The organism is Xanthobacter variabilis, from assembly GCF_043831965.2.
Lineage (GTDB): Bacteria > Pseudomonadota > Alphaproteobacteria > Rhizobiales > Xanthobacteraceae > Xanthobacter.
This window is the reverse complement of record NZ_CM195533.1, coordinates 4,060,431-4,080,912: the sequence shown is the minus strand read 5'-3', so window position 1 is coordinate 4,080,912 and position 20,482 is coordinate 4,060,431. Positions and strand designations below refer to the sequence as shown.

The 20,482-nt window shown below is 66.0% G+C and carries 10 protein-coding genes and 1 tRNA gene; 9 read left to right on the top strand and 2 right to left on the bottom strand.

Annotated elements, in window-relative coordinates:
- The 4 genes from V5F26_RS17750 to V5F26_RS17735 all read left to right on the top strand — a co-directional run bounded on the left by V5F26_RS17750 (position 1) and on the right by V5F26_RS17735 (position 10,872).
- On the top strand, positions 1-3,192 hold the full coding sequence (locus V5F26_RS17750) for an efflux RND transporter permease subunit (protein WP_394055527.1): 3,192 nt from the start codon (positions 1-3) through the stop codon (positions 3,190-3,192).
- Positions 3,193-3,346: 154 nt separating this feature from the next.
- On the top strand, positions 3,347-6,721 hold the full coding sequence (locus V5F26_RS17745; protein ID WP_394947205.1) for a transglutaminase family protein: 3,375 nt from the start codon (positions 3,347-3,349) through the stop codon (positions 6,719-6,721).
- A 755-nt stretch (positions 6,722-7,476) separates the two neighbouring features.
- Positions 7,477-9,981 carry a circularly permuted type 2 ATP-grasp protein gene (locus V5F26_RS17740; protein WP_394947206.1) on the top strand — a complete coding sequence of 835 codons (2,505 nt, stop codon included), beginning with the start codon at positions 7,477-7,479 and terminating at the stop codon, positions 9,979-9,981.
- A gap of 6 nt (positions 9,982-9,987) precedes the next feature.
- Entirely contained in the window at positions 9,988-10,872 is an 885-nt protein-coding gene (locus V5F26_RS17735; RefSeq protein WP_394947207.1) for a transglutaminase family protein, read from the top strand.
- A 54-nt stretch (positions 10,873-10,926) separates the two neighbouring features.
- Here the strand turns inward: V5F26_RS17735 and V5F26_RS17730 are convergent, their stop codons facing one another.
- Together V5F26_RS17730 and V5F26_RS17725 are read right to left on the bottom strand one after the other, a co-directional pair.
- Positions 10,927-12,459: a malonate--CoA ligase gene (locus V5F26_RS17730; protein ID WP_394947208.1), complete on the bottom strand. Its 1,533-nt coding sequence runs from the start codon at positions 12,457-12,459 to the stop codon at positions 10,927-10,929.
- Positions 12,460-12,481: 22 nt separating this feature from the next.
- Complete coding sequence (locus V5F26_RS17725; RefSeq protein ID WP_394947209.1) at positions 12,482-13,852, bottom strand: malonyl-CoA decarboxylase; 1,371 nt, start codon at positions 13,850-13,852, stop codon at positions 12,482-12,484.
- A gap of 301 nt (positions 13,853-14,153) precedes the next feature.
- On the opposite strand from V5F26_RS17725, the gene sodC reads away from it, so the two are divergent.
- The 5 genes from sodC to V5F26_RS17700 all read left to right on the top strand — a co-directional run bounded on the left by sodC (position 14,154) and on the right by V5F26_RS17700 (position 20,021).
- On the top strand, positions 14,154-14,633 hold the full coding sequence (gene sodC / locus V5F26_RS17720) for a superoxide dismutase[Cu-Zn] (RefSeq protein ID WP_234051880.1): 480 nt from the start codon (positions 14,154-14,156) through the stop codon (positions 14,631-14,633).
- Positions 14,634-14,768: 135 nt separating this feature from the next.
- Positions 14,769-16,406 carry a GMC family oxidoreductase gene (locus V5F26_RS17715; protein ID WP_394947210.1) on the top strand — a complete coding sequence of 546 codons (1,638 nt, stop codon included), beginning with the start codon at positions 14,769-14,771 and terminating at the stop codon, positions 16,404-16,406.
- Between the two features lie 305 nt (positions 16,407-16,711).
- A tRNA-Arg gene (locus V5F26_RS17710) sits at positions 16,712-16,788 on the top strand.
- A gap of 799 nt (positions 16,789-17,587) precedes the next feature.
- Positions 17,588-19,174, top strand: coding sequence for an AAA family ATPase (locus V5F26_RS17705; RefSeq protein WP_394947211.1), 1,587 nt, complete (start codon positions 17,588-17,590; stop codon positions 19,172-19,174).
- A gap of 1 nt (position 19,175) precedes the next feature.
- On the top strand, positions 19,176-20,021 hold the full coding sequence (locus tag V5F26_RS17700) for an HNH endonuclease (protein ID WP_394947212.1): 846 nt from the start codon (positions 19,176-19,178) through the stop codon (positions 20,019-20,021).
- Positions 20,022-20,482: the final 461 nt, after the last annotated feature.

Below are 20,482 nucleotides of genomic sequence, written 5' to 3'. Positions count from 1 at the left end.
ATGATCTCGCGCTTTTTCATCGAGAGGCCGGTTCTTTCGAACGTGCTGGCCCTGGTTTTCGTGCTGATCGGCCTCGTGTCGCTCATCCGCTTGCCGGTGGCCCAGTATCCGAACATCGTGCCGCCCACGGTGTCGGTCTCCACCAGCTATCCCGGCGCCTCTGCCAAGACCATCATCGACACTGTCGCCCTGCCCATCGAGCAGCAGGTGAACGGCGTCGAGGGCATGCTCTACATGCAGTCGTGGTCGGCCTCGGACGGCACCTACACGCTGGTCGTCACCTTCGCCATCGGCACCGATCCGAACATGGCGCAGGTGCTGGTGCAGAACCGGGTCAACATCGCGCTGGCCTCGCTGCCTCAGCCGGTGCAGGCCCAGGGTGTGACCATCCTGCAGAAGGGCACCTCCATCCTGGAGTTCGTGACCCTCACCTCGCCGGATGGCCGCTATGACGGCCTCTATCTGAACAATTACGGCATCATCAACATCCAGAACGAGCTGGCCCGTCTCAACGGCGTCGGCAACGTCGCCATCTTCGGCACCGGCACCTATGCGCTGCGGGTGTGGATGGATCCGGACAAGATGCAGGCCTTCGGCCTCGTGCCGGGCGACGTGTCGAGCGCCATCCAGAAGCAGAGCCAGCTCGTGACGCCCGGCCAGCTGGGCATCCCGCCGGCGCCGTCCAATGCCGCGTTCCAGTATACGGTGAACATCAAGGGTCGCCTCAACGATGTGGGCGACTACGAGAACCTCATCGTGAAGGTGGACAACAAGGACGGTGGCCGCATCGTCCGCATCCGCGACGTGGCGCGGGTGGAGCTCGGCGCCCAGAGCTATTCCCGCGACTTCACGCAGGATGGCAAGCCGGCCGCCGGCATCGGCATCTTCCAGCTTCCCGCCGCCAATGCGCTCGACGTGTCCAACCTCGTCGCCGCGAAGATGGAGGAGCTGAAGAAGGATTTCCCCGAAGGGCTCGAATATTCCATCCCGTTCAACACCACTTGGTTCGTCACTGCGTCCATCTCGGAGGTCTACAAGACCCTTTACGAGGCGGCGCTGCTGGTCCTGGTGGTGATCCTGCTGTTCCTTCAGGATTGGCGCGCCACGCTGGTGCCGGCGACCACGGTGCCGGTGACCATCATTGGCGCCTTCGCCGCCATGGACGCGATGGGATTCACCATCAACATCTCGACGCTGTTCGCCATCATCCTGGCGATCGGCATCGTGGTGGATGACGCCATCGTCATCGTCGAAGGCGTGTCGCGGCATATTGAAGAGGGCATGGAGGGGCAGCCGGCGGCCGAAAAGGCCATGGATGAGCTGTTCGGCCCCGTGGTGGGTATCACCCTGGTGCTGATGTCGGTGTTCTTGCCGGCATCCTTCATACCGGGCCTATCGGGGCAGATGTTCAAGCAATTCGCGCTCGTCATCGCCGCCACAGCCTTCATTTCGGCCATCAACGCCGCGACGCTGAAGCCTACCCAGTGCGCCCTGTGGCTGCGCAAGCCGGTGCCGCCTGAAAAGCGCAACTTCATCTTCCGCGGCTTCAATGCGATCTACGGCAAGGCCGAGCATTGGTACGCCAATCTCATGTCGCGCATGGTTCACCATTCCAAGCTGATGGTGATCATCGCGCTCGGCCTCATCGGTATCGCCGGCTACGGCATCACGAAGGTGCCAACCTCGTTCCTGCCCATCGAGGATCAGGGCTACTTCCTGGTGGCGGTGCAACTGCCCGACGGCTCCAACATGAACCGCACCAAGCAGGTGATGGGTGAAGTGTCGGAGCGCGTGCGAAAGGTGCCCGGCGTTCAGACGGCGCTGGCCATTTCCGGCATCTCGGTGATGGACAACTCGTCCACCCTCGCCAACGCCGGCGTCATCTACGTGACCCTGACCCCCTGGGATGAGCGCTATTCCAGCAAGGTGAAGGGCGAGGATCTGCTCTCGCTGTACGAGAATCTCAACAAGGCCGTGGCGGACGTCCAGGAAGCTTCGGTGCTGATCCTCGTGCCGCCGGCCATTCAGGGCATCGGCAACGCCGCTGGTTTCACCATGCAGCCACAGCTGCGCAACGGTAATTTCGACTACCGGCTGCTGGAGCAGATCACCGATTCCATGGTGGAGAAGGCGAAGGCGCAGTCGGCGCTGTCCCATGTGGCAACGTCGTTCCGCACCGGCGCTCCTCAGCTTGAGGTGACCGTGAACCGCACCATGGCGGAGACGCTGGGGGTGACGGTGGGGCAGGTGTTCGAGACCATCTCGTCTTACCTCGGCTCCACCTACGTCAACCAGATCACGCGCTTCGGTAATGTGTTCCAGGTCTATGTGCAGGCCGAATCGCGCTTCCGGGTGACACCCGCCGACCTGCTCGGCCTCAAGGTGCGCACGCCCGAGGGCAAGATGGTGCCTGTCGGCTCCCTGGCCGAGGTGAAGACGGTGCAGGGCCCGCCCCTGATCTCGCTCTACAACCTCTATCCGTCGGCCACGATCGTGGGCTCCAATGCCGCGGGCTTCTCGTCGGGCCAGGCGATGGACCTCATGGAGCAGATCGCGGCGTCGACCCTGCCGCCGGGGACGGGCTTCGAATGGACGGCCATGTCGTACCAGGAGAAGGTGGTTGGCAATCAGATCTACTATGTGTTCGGTCTGGCGGTGCTGCTGGTCTACTTCGTGCTGGCGGGCCAGTATGAAAGCTGGATCCAGCCCATGTCGGTCATCCTGGCGGTGCCTCTGGCTCTGCTCGGCACCGTGGGTGCGCTGCTGGGGCTTGGGGTTCCGAACAATCTCTACACCCAGATCGGGCTCGTGCTCCTGATCGCCCTGGCGTCGAAGAACGCCATTCTGATCGTCGAGTACGCCCGCGAGAAACGGGCCGAGGGCATGGAGATCATGGATGCTGCGGTGGAAGCCGCGCGCCTGCGGTTCCGCCCCATTCTGATGACGTCGTTCGCCTTCATCCTCGGCGTTCTGCCGCTGGTGTTCGCGACCGGCGCGGGCGCCAATTCGCGCAAGTCCATTGGCATCGCCGTGGTCTCGGGCATGCTGGCGTCGACCTGCCTCGCGGTGCTGTTCGTTCCGTCCTTCTTCACGGTGCTGCAGCGCTTCGAGGAGCGCGGGAAGAAAAAGAAGACCGCGCCCCAGCGGCCGCCGGAAGAGCCGGCGCCGCCCAGCGAACCCGCATCTGCCTGAGATCGGGGCCGCGATTATGCGTATTACGGCGGCATCTGCCTCAAATGAGGGCGGGTACCGCCGTAAAGTCGCGCTTCCGCCTCGGCGCAGCCTTGTCTAACCTTGTCCCATCCACACCAGGGTCGAATTGACCCGCCGGACCAGGTGTTTCTGAATGTCCATCCTCGCGAGCTTGCATCACGTCACGAGCTATCGCTACGAGCGGCCTGTCGCGCTCGGCCCGCAGACGATCCGGCTGCGTCCCGCGCCCCATAGCCGGACTGAGATTCCGGCCTACGCCCTGAAGATCTCGCCGGCCGAGCATTTCATCAACTGGCAGCAGGATCCGTTCGGCAACTGGCTGGCGCGTATCGTTTTTCCTGAAAAGGTGGAAGAATTCAAGGTCGAGGTCGACCTCCTCGCCAAGCTTGATGTGATCAATCCCTTCGACTTCTTCGTCGAGGAATATGCCGAGCATTTCCCCTTTACTTATGCGCCTGAGCTGAAGGCTGAGCTCGCTCCCTATCTGGAGCTGGAGCACGAGGGCGGCCTGTTCGATTCCTTCCTGGCGTCGGTCCCGCGCGACAAGCGCCGCATCGTCGACTTCCTCGTGGAGATCAATCAGCGTCTCCAGCAGGAGATCGGCTATGTGATCCGCATGGAACCCGGCGTGCAGACGCCGGACCAGACCTTGAGCCGCAAGCTCGGCTCCTGCCGTGACACGGGCTGGCTACTGGTCCAGCTGCTGCGCCACCTGGGCCTCGCCGCGCGCTTTGTGTCGGGCTACCTGATCCAGCTCAAGCCGGACGTGAAGTCGCTGGACGGCCCGTCAGGCACCGACGTGGACTTCACGGACCTTCATGCCTGGTGTGAGGTCTATGTGCCAGGCGCGGGCTGGATCGGCCTAGACCCCACCTCGGGCCTGCTGTGCGGCGAGGGGCATATTCCCCTCGCGGCGACGCCTCATTATCGCTCCGCGGCGCCGATCAGCGGCTATCTGATGGAGAAGGCGGAGGCCGAGTTCGGCTTCGACATGAGCGTGACCCGCGTGGCCGAGGCGCCCCGCGTGACCTATCCCTTCTCGGATGAAACCTGGGCCTCGCTGGACGCGCTGGGCCAGAAGGTGGACGCTGACCTCGCCGCCGGGGATGTGCGCCTGACGATGGGCGGCGAGCCCACCTTCGTTTCCATCGACGACTATCAGGCGGCCGAATGGAACACCGAGGCGCTGGGCCCGCAGAAGCGCGTGCGCGCTGATGACCTGATCCGCCGCCTGCGCCGCCGCTTCTCGGCGGAAGGCGTGCTCCATTACGGCCAGGGCAAGTGGTACCCCGGCGAGACGCTGCCGCGTTGGTCCTTCGACTTGTTCTGGCGCAAGGATGGCCAGCCCATGTGGCGGCGGGAGGACCTCATCGCCGATGAGACCCGCGACTATGGCGTGGGCCCGGCCGATGCGGACCGTTTCGCGAAGCTCCTGGCGGAAAAGCTGAAGGTCGGTTCGCAGTTCGTGCAGTCTGCGTTCGAGGACAACATCTATTACATGTGGAAGGAGCAGTGCCTTCCCGAGAATCTTGCGCCCGGCGACGAGCGGCTGGCGGACGAGGTGGAGCGCCGCATGCTGGCGCGCACCTTCAACCAGGGCCTTGCCAATCCCACCGGCTCGGTGCTTCCCCTGCGCCGCGTGTGGACGCCGCAAGGTGCGGCCTGGGCGTCCGAGGCCTGGACCTTCCGGCGGGAGTTCCTGTTCCTGATCCCCGGCGAAAGTCCCATGGGCTACCGTCTGCCCCTGGATTCGCTCTTTTATCTGGCGCCGACGCGCTACCCGCACACGGCGCCCATGGACCCCTTCGAGCCGCGCGGACCTCTGCCGGATGCGGAGGAGCTATCCGCGCGTTATCGCGGAACCGGGGCCGATGGCCGCGAGCGCTATTCGGTGGCGCCCCGTACGGAGGCCTACGGTGTCGGCGAGCGTGCGCAGGCGCTGGTGCAGGAATATCTGCTGAAGCATGACCAGCAGGTCGGCACCACCGACACCCGCACCGCCCTGTGCGTCGAGCCCCGCGGCGGCCGCCTGTGCATCTTCCTGCCGCCGGTCGACACCCTTGAGGACTATGTGGACCTCATCGCCGCTGTCGAACAGGCCGCGATCGAGCTCAACATGCCGGTCCATCTGGAGGGCTATCCCCCGCCCTTCGACTACCGGCTGAACCTTATCCGCCTGTCGCCTGACCCCGGCGTGCTCGAGGTGAATATTCACCCGTCTTCGACCTGGGAAGGCTGTGTCGATGTCACCCGCATCCTCTATGAAGAGGCGCGGCTGGCGCGGCTTGGCACCGAGAAGTTCATGGTGGACGGCCGCCACACGGGAACCGGGGGCGGCAACCACGTCGTGGTGGGCGGCACCACCCCGGCGGACAGCCCGTTCCTGCGCCGGCCGGACCTGCTGAAGAGCCTGCTGCTGTTCTGGCAGCGGCATCCCTCGCTGTCCTACATGTTCTCGGGCCTCTTCATCGGTCCGACCTCGCAGCACCCGCGCATCGATGAGGCGCGGCATGACAGCCTGTATGAGTTCGAGATCGCGCTGTCGAAGATCCCGCTGCCGGGCGGCGAGCTGCCCCCGCCGCCGTGGCTGGTGGATCGACTGCTGCGTAACATCCTGGTGGATGTCACGGGCAACACCCACCGCACCGAGATTTCCATCGACAAGTTCTATTCGCCGGACGGCCCCACGGGCCGGCTGGGTCTGGTGGAGTTCCGCTGCTTTGAGATGCCGCCGGACTGGCGCATGAGCCTGGCGCAGCAGCTGCTGCTGCGGGCCCTCGTCGCCCGCCTGTGGCGCGCCCCCATCCAGGGCAACTGCGCCCGCTGGGGCACCATCCTCAACGACCGCTTCATGCTGCCGCATTATGTGTGGCAGGACTTCATGGACGTGCTGGAGGATCTCGGCGACCACGGCTACGTTTTCGATCCCGAGTGGTTCAAGGCGCAGTACGAGTTCCGCTTCCCGGCCTTCGGCAAGGTGCAGCGGGCGGGTGTCGACGTGGAAGTGCGCCAGGCACTGGAATGCTGGAACGTGCTGGGTGAGGAAGGCGTCATCGGCGGCACCGCCCGCTATGTGGACAGCTCCGTGGAGCGCCTGCAGGTGAAGGTGGAGGGCTTCAATCCCTCGCGCCACATCCTCACCTGCAACGGGCGCCGGGTGCCGCTGGCGCCCACCGGCCGCAACGGCACTTTCGTGGCGGGCGTGCGCTATAAGGCGTGGCAGCCTTGGTCGGGCCTGCATCCGACGATCCCGGTGCACTCGCCGCTGACGTTCGATGTGGTGGATACGTGGAGCCAGCGTTCGCGCGGCGGCTGCGTCTACTACGTGTCCCATCCCGGCGGTCGGAACTACGACACGTTCCCCGTGAATTCCTACGAGGCCGAGGCGCGGCGCTTGGCGCGCTTCCAGGATTATGGGCACACGCCCGGCGTCACCCACGTCCCCGCCGAGACGGCGCCGGACGAATTCCCCACCACGCTCGACCTGCGCCGACCCATCGGCCTGTGAGCGCGTGGTTGTCGCGCCGTCCCGTCTCCTGGCGATGGCTGTGCTGCTCTGCGGCGCGGCTGTTGCTCCCGGGAGGGTTGGTACGCGCTGGCGGCCTCAATTCGGCCGGGCCCTCAGCCCGGCCGCTTTCGTCTCGCATCCTCGGCGCCGTTGCATCCGTGGCGACGCTCGGTGACATTGCTTTGGCGGGTATCCCCGTGAAGTGGCTGGCGACCACCGTGAAAAATCTCTGGAATTCAACGCGCTAGGGCGTTCCCCCGGTCCATGGTGAGCGGAGATGGTCCGTGTCCGCGGCTGTTCCGGCGGAAGATGTTCTGCTGAGGGGTGCGATAAGGGCCGAGGTTTGAATTCCGAACTCCGCGCACGATGCGGGAGAGGGACGGCATGCGGCGTGGGGAGGGGCGGCACCGCTGCGGTTTCAGGCGAAGTGGGAGTCGGGTCGCGAGGCTAGGCGTTCCCTCAACGGGATGGCTATCTCTCGCACGGCGAACAGGGCATCACCTGAGGGGCCGGGCAAGCCGACTGGTGACGGTGAGGCCCGGGGCTTGCCGGTTGGCTGCGCCGTGGCGCACCGGAGGGCGGCTCGAGGCGTTTGTTCTTAAGTCGCCCCGGTGATGAACGAGGTGCCGGATCGGCCCCGCTCACCGGGGTCTATCCACAGCTTTGGGCGGCTGTGGCGCAGATGATGCATCGCGCTGCGAGTCTGTCATAATGGAAAACCCGGTGAATGTACCACCGCGGGGAAAGGGTTTTTCGTGTCGGGGGCGGAACAGCGCAGCGAAGCATTCGAGAGAGCTGCGGCGGAGAGCCTGCTCGGCGGCTACCGCACACTGCCCGGCGTCCGCGACGAGATGCTGGACGCGGACGGCCGCCCGCGGGCCCATTGGATTCCCTTTCTGGCCGCTCTAGCGGAAATGGGGCCGGACGAACTGCGGCGCCGTTTCGGTTCAGCTGACCGCTATCTGCGTGATTCCGGGGTCTTCTACCGGGTCTATGACGATGTGGGCGGGGGCGAGCGGCCTTGGTCGCTGAGCCATGTGCCGCTGCTGATCGAGCGCTCGGACTGGGCGGCCCTCTCGGCCGGCCTCATTCAGCGTGCCGAGCTGCTGGAGGCGGTGCTTCAGGATCTCTACGGCCCCGGGCGGCTGGTGAGCGACGGCGATTTGCCGGCGGCGGCGGCGGCCGGCAGCAACGAATTCCTGCGCCCGCTGGTGGGGGTGAAGCCCGTGGGCGGGCGCTATCTGCGCCTTTATGCGGCTGATGTGGGCCGTGGCCCAGATGGGCGCTGGTGGGTGCTGGCCGATCGCGCCCAGGCGCCTTCCGGCACAGGATACGCACTGGAAAACCGTCTGGCCATGACGCGGGCTTTGCCGGACGTGTCGCGCGCGCTGCACATGCAGCGTGTGGCGGGCTTCTTCCAGGCGCTGCGCACGTCGCTGATGAAGTTGGACGGCACGGGGGAGGGGCGCATCGGCCTGCTCACGCCCGGTCCCATGAACGAGACCTATTTCGAGCATGCGCTGCTCGCGCGCTATCTCGGCTTCCTGCTGGTGGAAGGCGAGGATCTCACCGTGCGCGGTGATCGGCTGCACGTGCGCACGGTGGCGGGGCTGAAGCGCATTGATGTGCTGCTGCGCCGGCTCGATGCCGATTTCGCTGATCCGCTGGAGCTGAACGCTGGCTCGCGCCTGGGCGTCCCGGGGCTGGTGCAGGCGCTGCGCGAAGGTGGGGTCGCTTTTGCCAATGCGCTGGGGAGCGGGCTTGTGGAAGCCCCGGCTCTGCTGGCCTTCCTGCCGCGCATCGCCATGCGCATTCTGGGCGCGCCGCTGAAGCTGCCCCATGTGGGCACCTGGTGGTGCGGACAGGATGCCGAGCGCGCGCAGGTGATGGAGCATCTGGACGAACTGGTGATCGGATCGGCCTTCGGCCGGCCGGTGCCGGTGCTACCCTCGGGCGGCTCCGTGCTCGGCGCCGACCTCTCGGCGGCGGAACGCCGGCGCCTGTCCACTTTGCTGGCGCGGCGTGGTGTGGAACTGGTGGGCCAGGACATTGCGCGCCTGTCCACCACTCCGGTCTGGACCGGCGACAGGCTGACGCCGCGCCCCTTCATGCTGCGCGTTTTCCTGGCGGCCACGGACAGCGGCTGGCAGGTGATGCCGGGTGGCTTCTGCCGCATCTCCTCCACACCGGACGCCCGCGCCATTTCCCTGCAGAAGGGCGACCGCTCGGCCGATGTGTGGGTGCTGGCGGAGCAGGCGGTGCCGGACACCACGCTGCTGCCGAACCCGGAAAATGTGAAGGTGCGCCGCTCGTCCGGCACCCTGCCGAGCCGAGCGGCGGACAATCTGTTCTGGCTTGGCCGCTATGTGGAGCGGGCGGAGGCGACGCTGCGCCTTTCCCGTGTGCTGGTGAGCCGGCTGGCGGAAACCGGGGAAACGGGCACCAGCCCGCTGGTGTCGCGCCTGCTGGGGCTGCTGGGCGCGTGGGGCGCCATGCCGCGTGATCTGGCGAAGGCGACGCCGGCGCGCTATGCGGTGGCGGTCCTCACCCGGCGGGATGTGCCAGGGGCGCTGCCGCAGCTGGTGCTGGCGGCGCGGGCCGCGGCCTCCGTCATCCGCGACCGGTTCTCGCCGGATGCCTGGAAGGCGCTGGTGGACCTCGAATCGTGCGTGCTCGCGCCGATCAATTCGGCGCCCTCGGAAGCTGATGCCCATGAGCGGGCGGATGCGGCGCTGCGCATCATCGCCGCCTTTTCGGGCCTTGCCAGCGAGAACATGAACCGCCTCACCGGCTGGCGTTTCCTGGAGCTGGGGCGCCGCACCGAGCGGGCCATCAGCACGCTGCGCTTCGCGCGCACCTTCGGAGAGCAGGGCGTGCCGGGGTCCCTGGACGCGCTGCTTCAGGTGGCCGACAGCCTCATCACCTATCGCAGCCGCTATGTGATGGTGGAGGCGCGCGGTCCGGTGCTGGATCTGGTGCTGCTGGACCCGGACAATCCGCGCTCGGTGGCGTTCCAGGTGGAGCGGATGGCAGACCATCTGCGGGTGCTGCCCGGCCGCGACCACGACGCCCCGCCGCCGCTGTGGGAACGCCTGGTGGCGCGCATGCGGGCGGAGCTGGCCGCAGCCACCGCCGAGAGCTTCGATGGGGCCTGGTTCGACGAGATGGAAAAGACCCTCATGCGGCTTTCCGACGAGGTTGCCGCCCATTATTTCCTGCAGGGTCACTCCCAGGAAATGACCATGACCTTGGCCATGTGAGGCGGCATGCTCTACGACATCCGCCAGACCACCTCTTATTCCTATGCCGTGCCGGTGCGCGTGGCCCGGCAGGTGCTGCGCATGACGCCGGTGGACCGGCCCGGCCACCAGCATGTCATCGCCCATGTGCTCGACCTTTCGCCCGAGGCGGCGGAGCTGGAACGGGGCACGGATTTCTTCGGCAATGGCCTCACCTGGCTGACCCTTGATCAGCCCCATGACTATCTGGAAATTTCCACGCGTAGCCGGGTGGACGTGCGTGCGGGCCCGCTGCCGGATCCAAAGTCCACGGCGAGCGTGGATGATGTGCGGACGACCGCCGCGGGCGGTTTCGATCTCGGACCCGGCTCGCCCGTGCATGGCCTGTTCCCAAGCCGGGCCATTCCGGTCGACGCCGCCATCACCGAATGGACGGCGCTGAGCTGCCCCGGCGACCGGCCGATCCTGGAGGCGGGGCTGGAGCTCATGCACCGCATCAAGGACGAGTTCGTCTACGAGCCGGGCTCGACCATGGTCACGACGCCCCCGCATGAGGCGTTCGTGGCGCGGCGCGGCGTGTGCCAGGATTTCGCCCAGGTGATGATTGCCGGGCTGCGCGGGCTCGGCCTGCCGGCGCGCTACGTGTCCGGCTATCTGCGCACCGTCCCGCCTGAGGGCCAGCCGCGGCTGGAGGGGGCGGACGCGACCCATGCGTGGGCGGAGATCTGGTGCGGCCCGGAGGTGGGCTGGATCGGCCTCGACCCCACCAATGCCATTCCCGCCGGCGACGACCACATCATCCTCGCCGTCGGCCGCGATTACGCGGATGTGGCGCCGGTGGATGGCGTCATCGTCTCATCGGGGGACCACATGCTCGCCGTGGGCGTGGATGTGATCCCCGTCGAGCGGTAGGCCTCTAGCCGGCCAGCCGGCCGCCAAGCCCTCCGCCGCCCTGTGCCGCCGCTCTCAGGCGGCGCCGCGATAGATGTCGCGATAGGCCTCGCGCAGCACGTTCTTCTGCACTTTGCCCATGGTGTTGCGCGGCAGCTCATCCACGAAGAACACCTTCTTCGGCTGCTTGAACTTGGCGAGCCGGTCCGCGAGCGCCGCGTGCACGTCTCCATCGGTCAGGCTGGCGCCCTTCTTCAGGACGATGACGGCGGTGACGCCCTCTCCGAAATCGGGATGGGGCACGCCGATGACGGCGCTTTCCAGCACGCCGGGAATGGCGTCGATCTCCGTCTCGACCTCCTTGGGATAGACGTTGAAGCCGCCGGTGATGACCAGGTCCTTGCCGCGACCGACGATGGTCACATAGCCGGCCGGGTCGATCTTGCCGAGGTCGCCGGTAATGAAGAAACCGTCGCGGAACTCGCTGGCCGTCTTTTCCGGCATGCGCCAATAGCCCTTGAACACGTTGGGGCCCTTCACCTCGATCATGCCGATCTCGTCGCGGGCGAGCTCGCGGCCGCTCTCGGGGTCGCTCACGCGCACGCTGACGCCGGGCAAGGGCAGCCCCACCGTGCCGGCGATGCGCGCGCCGTCATAGGGGTTGGAGGTGTTCATGTTGGTTTCGGTCATGCCATAGCGCTCGAGGATGGCGTGGCCGGTGCGCTCGCGGAAGGCGCGATGGGTCTCCGCCAGCAGCGGCGCGGAGCCGGAGACGAACAGACGCATGCTCGCGCACGCCGCGCGGGTGAGGCCGGGCAGATCGAGGAGGCGCGTATAGAAGGTGGGCACCCCCATGAGGCAGGTGGCCTTGGGCATCAGGCCCAGCACTTCGGCGGCGTCGAACTTCGGCAGGAAGATCATGGACGCGCCGGCCATCAAAATGGTGTTGGAGGCCACGAACAGGCCGTGGGTGTGGAAAATGGGCAGGGCGTGGATCAGCACGTCGCGGTCGGTGAAGCGCCATGCGCTCCGCAGGGTCAAGGCGTTGGAGAGCAGGTTGTCGTGGCTCAGCATCGCTCCCTTTGAGCGGCCTGTGGTGCCCGAGGTGTAGAGGATGGCGGCAAGGTCGTCCGGCCCGCGGGGCACGTCCTGGAAGGCTTCCGTCTGGCCGTCCGCCGCCTGGGTCAGGGAGCCGGTGCCGTCGGCCCCCAGTGTTTCCACCACCGGCACGCCCACCTTTGCCGCGAGGGTGCGCGCGTCGTCCACGATCTCGGGCCGGCAGACGAACAAAGCGGGCTGCGCATCGGAAAGGAAATACTCCACCTCCGCCAGCGTGTAGGCGGTGTTGAGCGGCAGATAGACCGCGCCCGCCCGCACCGCGGCGAGATAGAGCACGAGGGCGGGCCAGGACTTTTCCACCTGCACCGCCACCCGGTCGCCCGGCTTCACCCCCCGCGCCACCAGCAGGTTGGCCAGCCGGCCGGACAGAGCGAGCGCGTCGCCATAGGTCTCGGCGCGGCCATCCGCATGCAGGGCCAGGGGCTTGTCTGCCGCCGGCATGGCGGAGCGGACGGCGCCGAACAGATGGTTGGGGCTGTTGTGGTCCATGGGCGTTTCCTGTTGTTTTCGTTCAGCTGGTGGGCACCAGGGCGCGGGCGGTGTGCTCCGCGCGCAGCAGCTTCTTCACGGCGCTGCTGGCCACCACGTCGCCCTTGCCGAAGAAGGCCTCGTGGTTCTTCTCGATGTCGGTGAGCACGTAGCGATAGTTCACCATCAGCCCGGCGGCCTGGGTGACGCCCTTGGGCGACAGGTCGCCCATGGCGTTGATGCGCTCCAGCCGCGCGCCATTGCCCAGGTGGAAGCGCGCCACCGGATCCACCGGCCGCCCCTTGGGCGTGCGCGCCACCAGGAAGTAATAGGCCGCCGCGGCCTTGAGCACGGGGGTGAGCGCCTCGCGCGCCTCCTCCTTCTGGGGCCATTCGGCGTCGTCGAGCAGCTTCAGCGTCTGAATGTCCGTGGCCGAGAGCACCGCGGAGGATCCGCTGGTGCGCTCGCCCTCCAGCCAGCGGTGGAAGGCGGGCACGGGCGAGAGGGTGACGAAGGTGGTCAGGTTGGGCAGCTCGCGGGAAATCTCTTCCACCACCTGCTTGATGAGGAAGTTGCCGAACGACACGCCCGACAGTCCCCGCTGGCAGTTGGAGATGGAATAGAAAACCGCGGTCGTGGCCTTGGCGGGATCGAGATGCTCGCGCTTCTGGTCGAGAATGGGCGCGATGGCGCCGGGAATGTCCTTCTCCAGCGCCACTTCGACGAAGATCAGGGGTTCGTCCACCAGGGCCGGATGGAAGAAGGCGTAGCAGTGCCGGTCCGGGCTGTCGACGCGGGCGCGCAGGTCGTTCCAGTCGCGGATTTCGTGCACCGCCTCATAGCGGATGATCTTTTCCAGCACGTTGGCGGGCGTGGACCAGTCGATGCGGCGCAGCACCAGAAATCCTCGATTGAACCAGGTGGAGAACAGATAGCCGAAATCACGGTCCACGGCCCCAAGGTCGCGCCGGTGCACCAGCGCATCCATCAGGTGCTCGCGCATGCGGACCAGGGACAAGGTGGCCCCCGGCGCCATGTTGAACCTGCGGAACAGCTCCAGCCGGCGCGGCTCGCTGGCCGCGTGCAGCTCGGAGGTGGCGGCGTCCGAACCGGTGCGGCCATAGGCTTCGATGGCGGCATCGAGCCGGGCGCGGTCCACGCCGAAGGTTTCGGCCAGGGCCTCGAAGAAGGCGATGCGCTCGCCCGTCTTCATGCGCCCATAGCGATGCAGGATCTCGGTGGCGAGCGCCACCCCCGATGCCTCGCCCTTCCCCGACAGCAATTCCTCGCAGCGCTCCACCAGGGTCGCGGCCTTGGTGGCGCCGCTGACCCGGCCGTTGCGCTCCAGCAGCGCGCGGCCCCGCTCCGCGATGGAGCCCAGAAGATCGCCGAAAAAGGAGGTGTTGGAACTCATGGCCTCATATCCCCCTTGAGTCCGCCGAGGCCGATCACGCCCCGGCGGGTCGCGCCCATGGGACAAGGGCGGAGCGCCGATGGCAAGGGGGCACGGCCGGCTTTTGTCCCCATCCCCCAGCGCAATGGGGGAGGGGCCGCGACGCCGTGCACCAGAAATAGCCGAGCTGCGGGAACAAAGCGCGCGATGGGCCCTTGTACCCCCGGTGGCGCTCAAGGCGCCGCGCGACGGGCTCCGTCGGAAACGGGAGAAACTCATGTTGAGGATGTGCATGGCGCTTTGCGCGGGCATCGGATTGGGCATGGCGAGCTTCGGCGCCGCGGGGGCGGAGGTGCGCACCGCGCCGTTGACCGGTGCCGACGGCGCCGCCCATGGTCTCGTAACCGTGACTGCCGCCCCAAAGGGCGTGCTGCTGCGGGTGGAGGCCACCGGCCTGCCGCCCGGCTGGCATGGCATGCATTTCCACGAAAAGGGCGATTGCGATGCCCCGAGCTTTGCGGCGGCTGGCGCCCATGTGCATGCGGCGACGCCCGTCGTCCATGGTTTCCTCAACCCGCAGGCCAATGATGATGGCGACCTGCCCAACATCTATGTGGGCGCGGATGGCACCGCCCGGGTGGAGCTCTATTCCACGCTGGTCGCGCTCCAGCCGGGGGCTGGCCGCCCGGCGCTGCTGGGCCCCTCCGGATCGGCGGTGGTGATCCACGCCAATCCCGATGACTACACCACCCAGCCCATCGGCGGCGCGGGCGCGCGCATCGCCTGCGCGGCCCTGCACTGAAAAAGCCCCGCCGCCGGGCGATGGGGCCGGCGGCGGGCCCGCATCCTGCCCCTATCCTGCCGTTGCGGCGGCTTGCCTTCCCGCCACGTTCCCCCCAATCTCCCCCGCAATAAAAATGAAATGCGGGAGGAGCCCATGGCGCACACGGCCGACGTGTCGCAGCCGTATGACTATGTGATCGTGGGGGCGGGTTCGGCCGGCTGCGTGCTGGCCAATCGCCTGTCCTCGGACCCTGCGGTGCGGGTCTGCCTGATCGAGGCGGGTGGGAACGACGACTGGGTGTGGTTCCACATTCCGGTGGGCTATCTGTTCGCCATCGGCAATCCGCGTTCCGACTGGTGCTTCAAGACCGAGCCGGAGCCGGGGCTCAACGCGCGGGCGCTCTCCTATCCGCGTGGCAAGGTGATCGGCGGCTCTTCGGCCATCAACGCCATGATCTACATGCGCGGCCAGGCGGCGGATTACGACCATTGGCGCGAGCTGGGCCTGGAAGGCTGGGGCTGGGACGATGTGCTGCCCCTTTTCCGGCGCCACGAGGACCATTTCATGGGCCCCAACCGCGACCATGCGCGGGGAGGGGAGTGGCATGTTGAGTTTCCGCGGGTCACGTGGCCGCTGCTGGATGCCGTGCGCCGCGCCGCCGCCGAGGACGGCATTCCGCCCATTGATGATTTCAACACCGGCGACAATGCCGGCTCCTGCTATTTCCATGTGAACCAGAAGCGCGGCCTGCGCTGGAGCTCGGCGCGCGGCTTCCTGAAGCCCGTGCTCTCCCGGCCCAATCTCGATCTCGTCACCGCCGGCCATGTGGAGCGCGTGTGCGTGGAGGAGGGGCGCGCCACCGGCGTGGTGATGCGTGGCAAGGATGGCGAGCGGCGCACCGTGCGCGCCCGGCGCGAGGTGGTGCTCGCCGCAGGGGCGGTCGGCTCCCCGCAATTGCTGATGCTGTCCGGTATCGGGCCGGGGCACCATTTGTCGGAACTCGGCATCCCGGTGGCGCACCATGCCCCGGGGGTGGGCTCAAATCTGCAGGATCACCTGCAGCTGCGCACGGTGTTCAGGGTGGCGGGCATCGGCACGCTGAACGAGCGCTACCATTCGCTGTTCGGCAAGCTGGGCATGGCGCTCGACTTCGCCTTCCGCCGGCGCGGGCCGCTGACCATGGCGCCCTCTCAGCTCGGCCTGTTCACTCGATCGTTTCCGCAGAAAGAGACGGCGGACCTGGAGTTTCATGTGCAGCCCCTCTCGCTGGACAAGTTCGGCGAGCCGCTGCACCGCTTTCCGGCTTTCACCATGAGCGTGTGCAACCTGCGCCCCACCTCGCGCGGCAGCATCCGCCTCAAGAGTTCCGAAGCGGCCGACGCGCCCGCTATCAGGCCCAATTACCTCTCCACGGAAGAGGACCTGAGGGTGGCTGCCCAATCCATCCGCGTGGCGCGGCGCATCGTGGCCCGCCCCGCGCTGGCACCGTTCGCGCCCGCCGAGCTGGTGCCCGGAGCGGCGGCGGCGAGCAACGATGAAGCAATGCTGCGGCGCGCGGCGGGTGATGTGGGCACCACCATCTTCCACCCCGTGGGCACCGCTCGGATGGGCCTTCCCTCCGATCCGGAAGCCGTGGTGGACGCCCGGCTCAGGGTGATGGGGCTGGCTGGGCTGCGTGTGGTGGATGCCTCCGTGATGCCGACGATCACCTCCGGCAACACCAACTCCCCAACGATCATGATCGCCGAGAAGGGGGCCCAGATGATCCGGGAAGACGCGGCCCGGGGCTGAAGATCGGCCGGGGGCCCTCGCGTCCCCGGCCGGCCCACCAGGGCCGAGGTGCGAGGCATCTGTGCGAAACATCCGGCATGGAGTTGCCGGACGCTCAAGCATGGATTATGAAAGCCGCTGTCAGCGCCCTGCGTTGCTGCACCCGTAGCTCAGCTGGATAGAGCGCCGCCCTCCGAAGGCACGTGTCAAGCCGGCCGATGCGAAAAGTGCGAGGAAAAGAGTTTTTGAATTCAATGGCTTGTGAGGGTTGGCTCGTGGAGCTTAACTTTCGCAGGAAATCCGAGTAAGCACTGCGTAAGCAGCAGGCACCCGTAGCTCAGCTGGATAGAGCGCCGCCCTCCGAAGGCGGAGGCCACACGTTCGAATCGTGTCGGGTGCGCCATTGCAACCAGAAATTGTTTTGGTATTTGCGCGGAAGTCGCGTTTTCCATCCTGACGCTGGACGCTCATTGACCGCCTTGGCAAGACCGGGGCGCGGCTCCCGCCTGGATCTGAATCTCGCCTTCTCCAAAATTTGACGGTCGATGAGACGCTCGCCTGGGCGAGCCCGCTTCGCGGTGGCCTCTGAAGAGCACGGAAGTCGGCAAACGCCGGATGCCTCCCCGCTCACAAATCGTCATTCACAAGCACCAGGTCCGCTCTCGCCTCTCGTCACGTCGAGCAGCTGTCCCCTCAATTCGCGACCACCTCTCCCTCCTTGGTGGGCGATATGAACACTCTTCGCTACGGACGCGTTGTGGGAAGCCCCCAATGATCGGGAAGCCTTGGTGGGCTGTCCTCACCGCGGAGGCAAAAGATGACCCAAAGCGGCCCTCCCGGCACGCCGTCGCAAATGGCCGCTTTGCGCCCCATAAGGGCCGTTGGGCATGCTTTTGCGCGAACTTGAAAGCGGCCGTTCGTTCGCCGAGCGAAGCGCAATCTCACATGACCGACATTAGACATTTCGGCACGCTGGCACTCAGCACCCCCTCGGTCGCGGTCGGGCATGCGGTGCAACGGATTTGCGCCGCTTCACGCAGCCTAATCGGCAGCTTTTTTAGCAAGACCTGACATTTACCCAAGCTGATATGAACGACCAATATTTGGAATGTTCGAAAGCAGGCGCTTTGATGGGCCTGGCATGGCGGCCTTTGGCGCGCGCTGGTAGAAGTGCTACGTCAGCAAGGGAGTGAGCGGTTAACGTGCGATTCTTTGTCGGAAACCAGCAACCTGCCTATCAAGGCATGCCGACCTTCCAGTTGATCAAAGACAATTGGAACGACTGGTTCAAATGGTTCACCCTCTACGCGATCCGCGCGATCCAGCCCGACGGATCAATCGTCGAGCTCGGAAGCGCGAAAATCGCACGCCAAGGTATGACGGAAGACGAAGGCAGCACCGAATTGCCGCCTGTCTTCGACGCGTTGGACGCGACCTATTTTTCGGTCGGTCAGGGCGAGAATTATTACGAGACTCTGATCTCACTCGGCGACGAGATTCGCACCGGCTTTCTGACCGCAATACGCGACTGTGCGTTCACGCCGGACATCCTCGACGCCAACGCCAGAGAGCCCGTTCTCCAAAGCTCGCTTCTCCGCGATATCGAGATGTCGCGAGTTCGGGAGCGCTTCAACCGCCTCGCACACGGTGAAGTCGCCCTCTCTCCCTACAGCTTCGACTATCTGTTTCCGCCCGATCCGCAGGCGTTGACGCCGCCGCCCGTCCTCAACTTCGCGGTGACGCCGAACTCGCTGCCGGCGACGAACGTCCATGTGCTGATCGGCCGCAATGGGGTCGGCAAGACTCGCTGCTTCGACTTCCTTGCCCGCGCCTTCCTCGGCATGCCGGCGGACGACCCGCAGCAGCCTGTCGGCCAGCTACGCAACCGCGCTACAAATCCATGGGGAATCGAAGATATCGACCAAGACCCTGGCTTTGCCGGTCTCGTCACAGTGTCGTTCAGCGCCTTTGACTCAACCGGCCCGCTCGGCGGCGCCAGCAGTGGCGAGAAGCGCTACGCTTATATCGGGCTTGTCACGCACGAGGGCCTGCAGACTGGCGCGCCAATCGCGATGCCGCGCGGCCCGCGTGTCAAGGACGGGTACGAACTCGCCCACGAATTTGCCATGAGCATGCTTGCCTGCCGCGAAGGCGTGCGGCGGCGCCGATGGGAGAAGGCCCTCCGGACGCTGGAGGCCGACCCCCTCTTCGCGGAAGCGAATGTCTCGGCGCTTGCCGATTATCAGGGACCGGATCTTGAACAGCGCGCGCGCACCTTGTTCCTCCGAATGAGTTCGGGCCATGCCGTGGTGCTGCTCTCAATGACCCGCTTGGTTGAGCTGGTCGAAGAGAAATCGCTCATCTTGATTGACGAACCCGAGAGCCATCTCCACCCGCCTTTGCTATCAGCGTTCGTGCGCGCGCTGTCGGACCTGCTGATCAATCGTAATGGCGTCGCGATCATTGCCACACATTCACCGGTCGTTCTGCAGGAAGTTCCGCGGTCTTGTGCGTGGAAGCTGAGCCGCGTCGGCCACGACGCCCGCGCCGATCGCCCAGAACATGAGACCTTTGGCGAGAACGCCGGCACGCTGACTCGTGAGGTGTTCGGGCTCGAGGTAACGCAGACCGGATTTCACAAGCTGATTGCCGATCGGGCCGTGGGCCGCACCTATGATCAGATATTGGAGCTGTTTGGCGGTCAGCTCGGTGCTGAAGGCCGAGCGCTGGCGCGGGCGCTCAGTCTCGTGCTGCCCGATCAGCTCCCGCCCCAAGGCGGCGGCGAATAGGATGCGCACGCTACCGATGCCGCCCCAGGCGGCGGCCGACGTGCTCGCAACCTGTGTAGGCGGAGTTGCCGATCCGGCGTTGCAGCATCGACTGCAGGCGATCACCCCGCAACTTGTAGCTGCGGCCGTCAATTACGATCAACTCGCTCGCGTCCAGAACCTGCATCAGGTCGTGCGCACGGTGAACGTAGGCGCAGTCACACGGTCCGAACTCGAAGCGCTCTATTCGCAGCAGATGAGCGCCGCGAACGGCGCGGCGCGGTTGATCTACAGCGCGCTCCGCAACGCCTCGCCCAACGGCAAATGCCCGCTCTGTGGCATCGGCACGGTCACGGTCCTCGACCACCACCTTCCGAAGGCGCGCTATCCCAATCTGTCGGTGTGCCCCTTCAACCTCGTTCCGGCTTGCGACTTTTGTAACAACGCCAAACGTGCGCGCTTCCCGACGTGCGCGGAAGAACAAACGATTCACCCTTACTATGACGACTACACCCAGCAGCAGTGGATCTTTGCGCAGCTCGATGTGGCCGGGCCGCCGGTCCTTGTTTTTTATGTCAACGCACCGGCGCAATGGCCGCAGGTTGCGCAGCTCCGAGCCAAGCGACACTTCGACGTCGTCAAACTCGGCGTCAGCTACACCTCGAACGCGAATGACGATCTAATTCCGCTGCGCGACCATCTCGCTACGATCGCAGCGACGAAGGGAGCGGCCGGCGTACAGGCCTATCTCGCGGAAGAGCAGGCGCGCTACGCAACTCGGCTCAATTGCTGGCAACACGTCATGTTTCAGACCTTGGCCGCCAATCGGTGGTTCGTCGACGGCGGGTATCTTCAAATCCCGCAGTGATATCACGTGGCGCTCACCAAGGCAGCTTTCGGGGGTAATCAGGTGGCGTCGAAAGACCGCTGTTAGGACGCGTAACAGTCGAGCTATTGGATCGCATGCGAATGACCAGTTCGGCGAGTGCGGACATTCGAGCGTCGGCTGCGGCATGGCAATATCTGATCGGAAGCGGCGGGAGGCGCCCACTGGTCGGGAACGGCAGCTTTCCTATTTTGATCATCTGAAACCTGCCAGTCCGTTCCCGGCCCCGAACCAGCCGTCCGTTGCAGCCGCAGCGAACTTCAGCCTATGGCGCACTCCAGAGGGAATGGCGGCGTGCCCACCTCTCGCGTCAATGCAACCAAATTTCATCCATCCGCGTGAACCGCTCTTGTAGATTCGGTCGGCGCTCCACCTGGACCGCCGAGAGTGAGAGGTTGGTCCGGATTTCCGTGACGGGTTGAGGATCGGGAGAGAGGCTCCCG

Bases quoted from the DNA above. Each gene is read 5' to 3' on its own strand.
- V5F26_RS17750 (WP_394055527.1), top strand. From the start codon at position 1: ATGATCTCGCGCTTTTTCATCGAGAGGCCGGTTCTTTCGAACGTGCTG.
- V5F26_RS17745 (WP_394947205.1), top strand. From the start codon at position 3,347: ATGTCCATCCTCGCGAGCTTGCATCACGTCACGAGCTATCGCTACGAG.
- V5F26_RS17735 (WP_394947207.1), top strand. From the start codon at position 9,988: ATGCTCTACGACATCCGCCAGACCACCTCTTATTCCTATGCCGTGCCG.
- V5F26_RS17730 (WP_394947208.1), bottom strand. From the start codon at position 12,459: ATGGACCACAACAGCCCCAACCATCTGTTCGGCGCCGTCCGCTCCGCC.
- V5F26_RS17725 (WP_394947209.1), bottom strand. From the start codon at position 13,852: ATGAGTTCCAACACCTCCTTTTTCGGCGATCTTCTGGGCTCCATCGCG.
- sodC (WP_234051880.1), top strand. From the start codon at position 14,154: ATGGCGAGCTTCGGCGCCGCGGGGGCGGAGGTGCGCACCGCGCCGTTG.
- V5F26_RS17715 (WP_394947210.1), top strand. From the start codon at position 14,769: ATGGCGCACACGGCCGACGTGTCGCAGCCGTATGACTATGTGATCGTG.
- V5F26_RS17700 (WP_394947212.1), top strand. From the start codon at position 19,176: ATGCGCACGCTACCGATGCCGCCCCAGGCGGCGGCCGACGTGCTCGCA.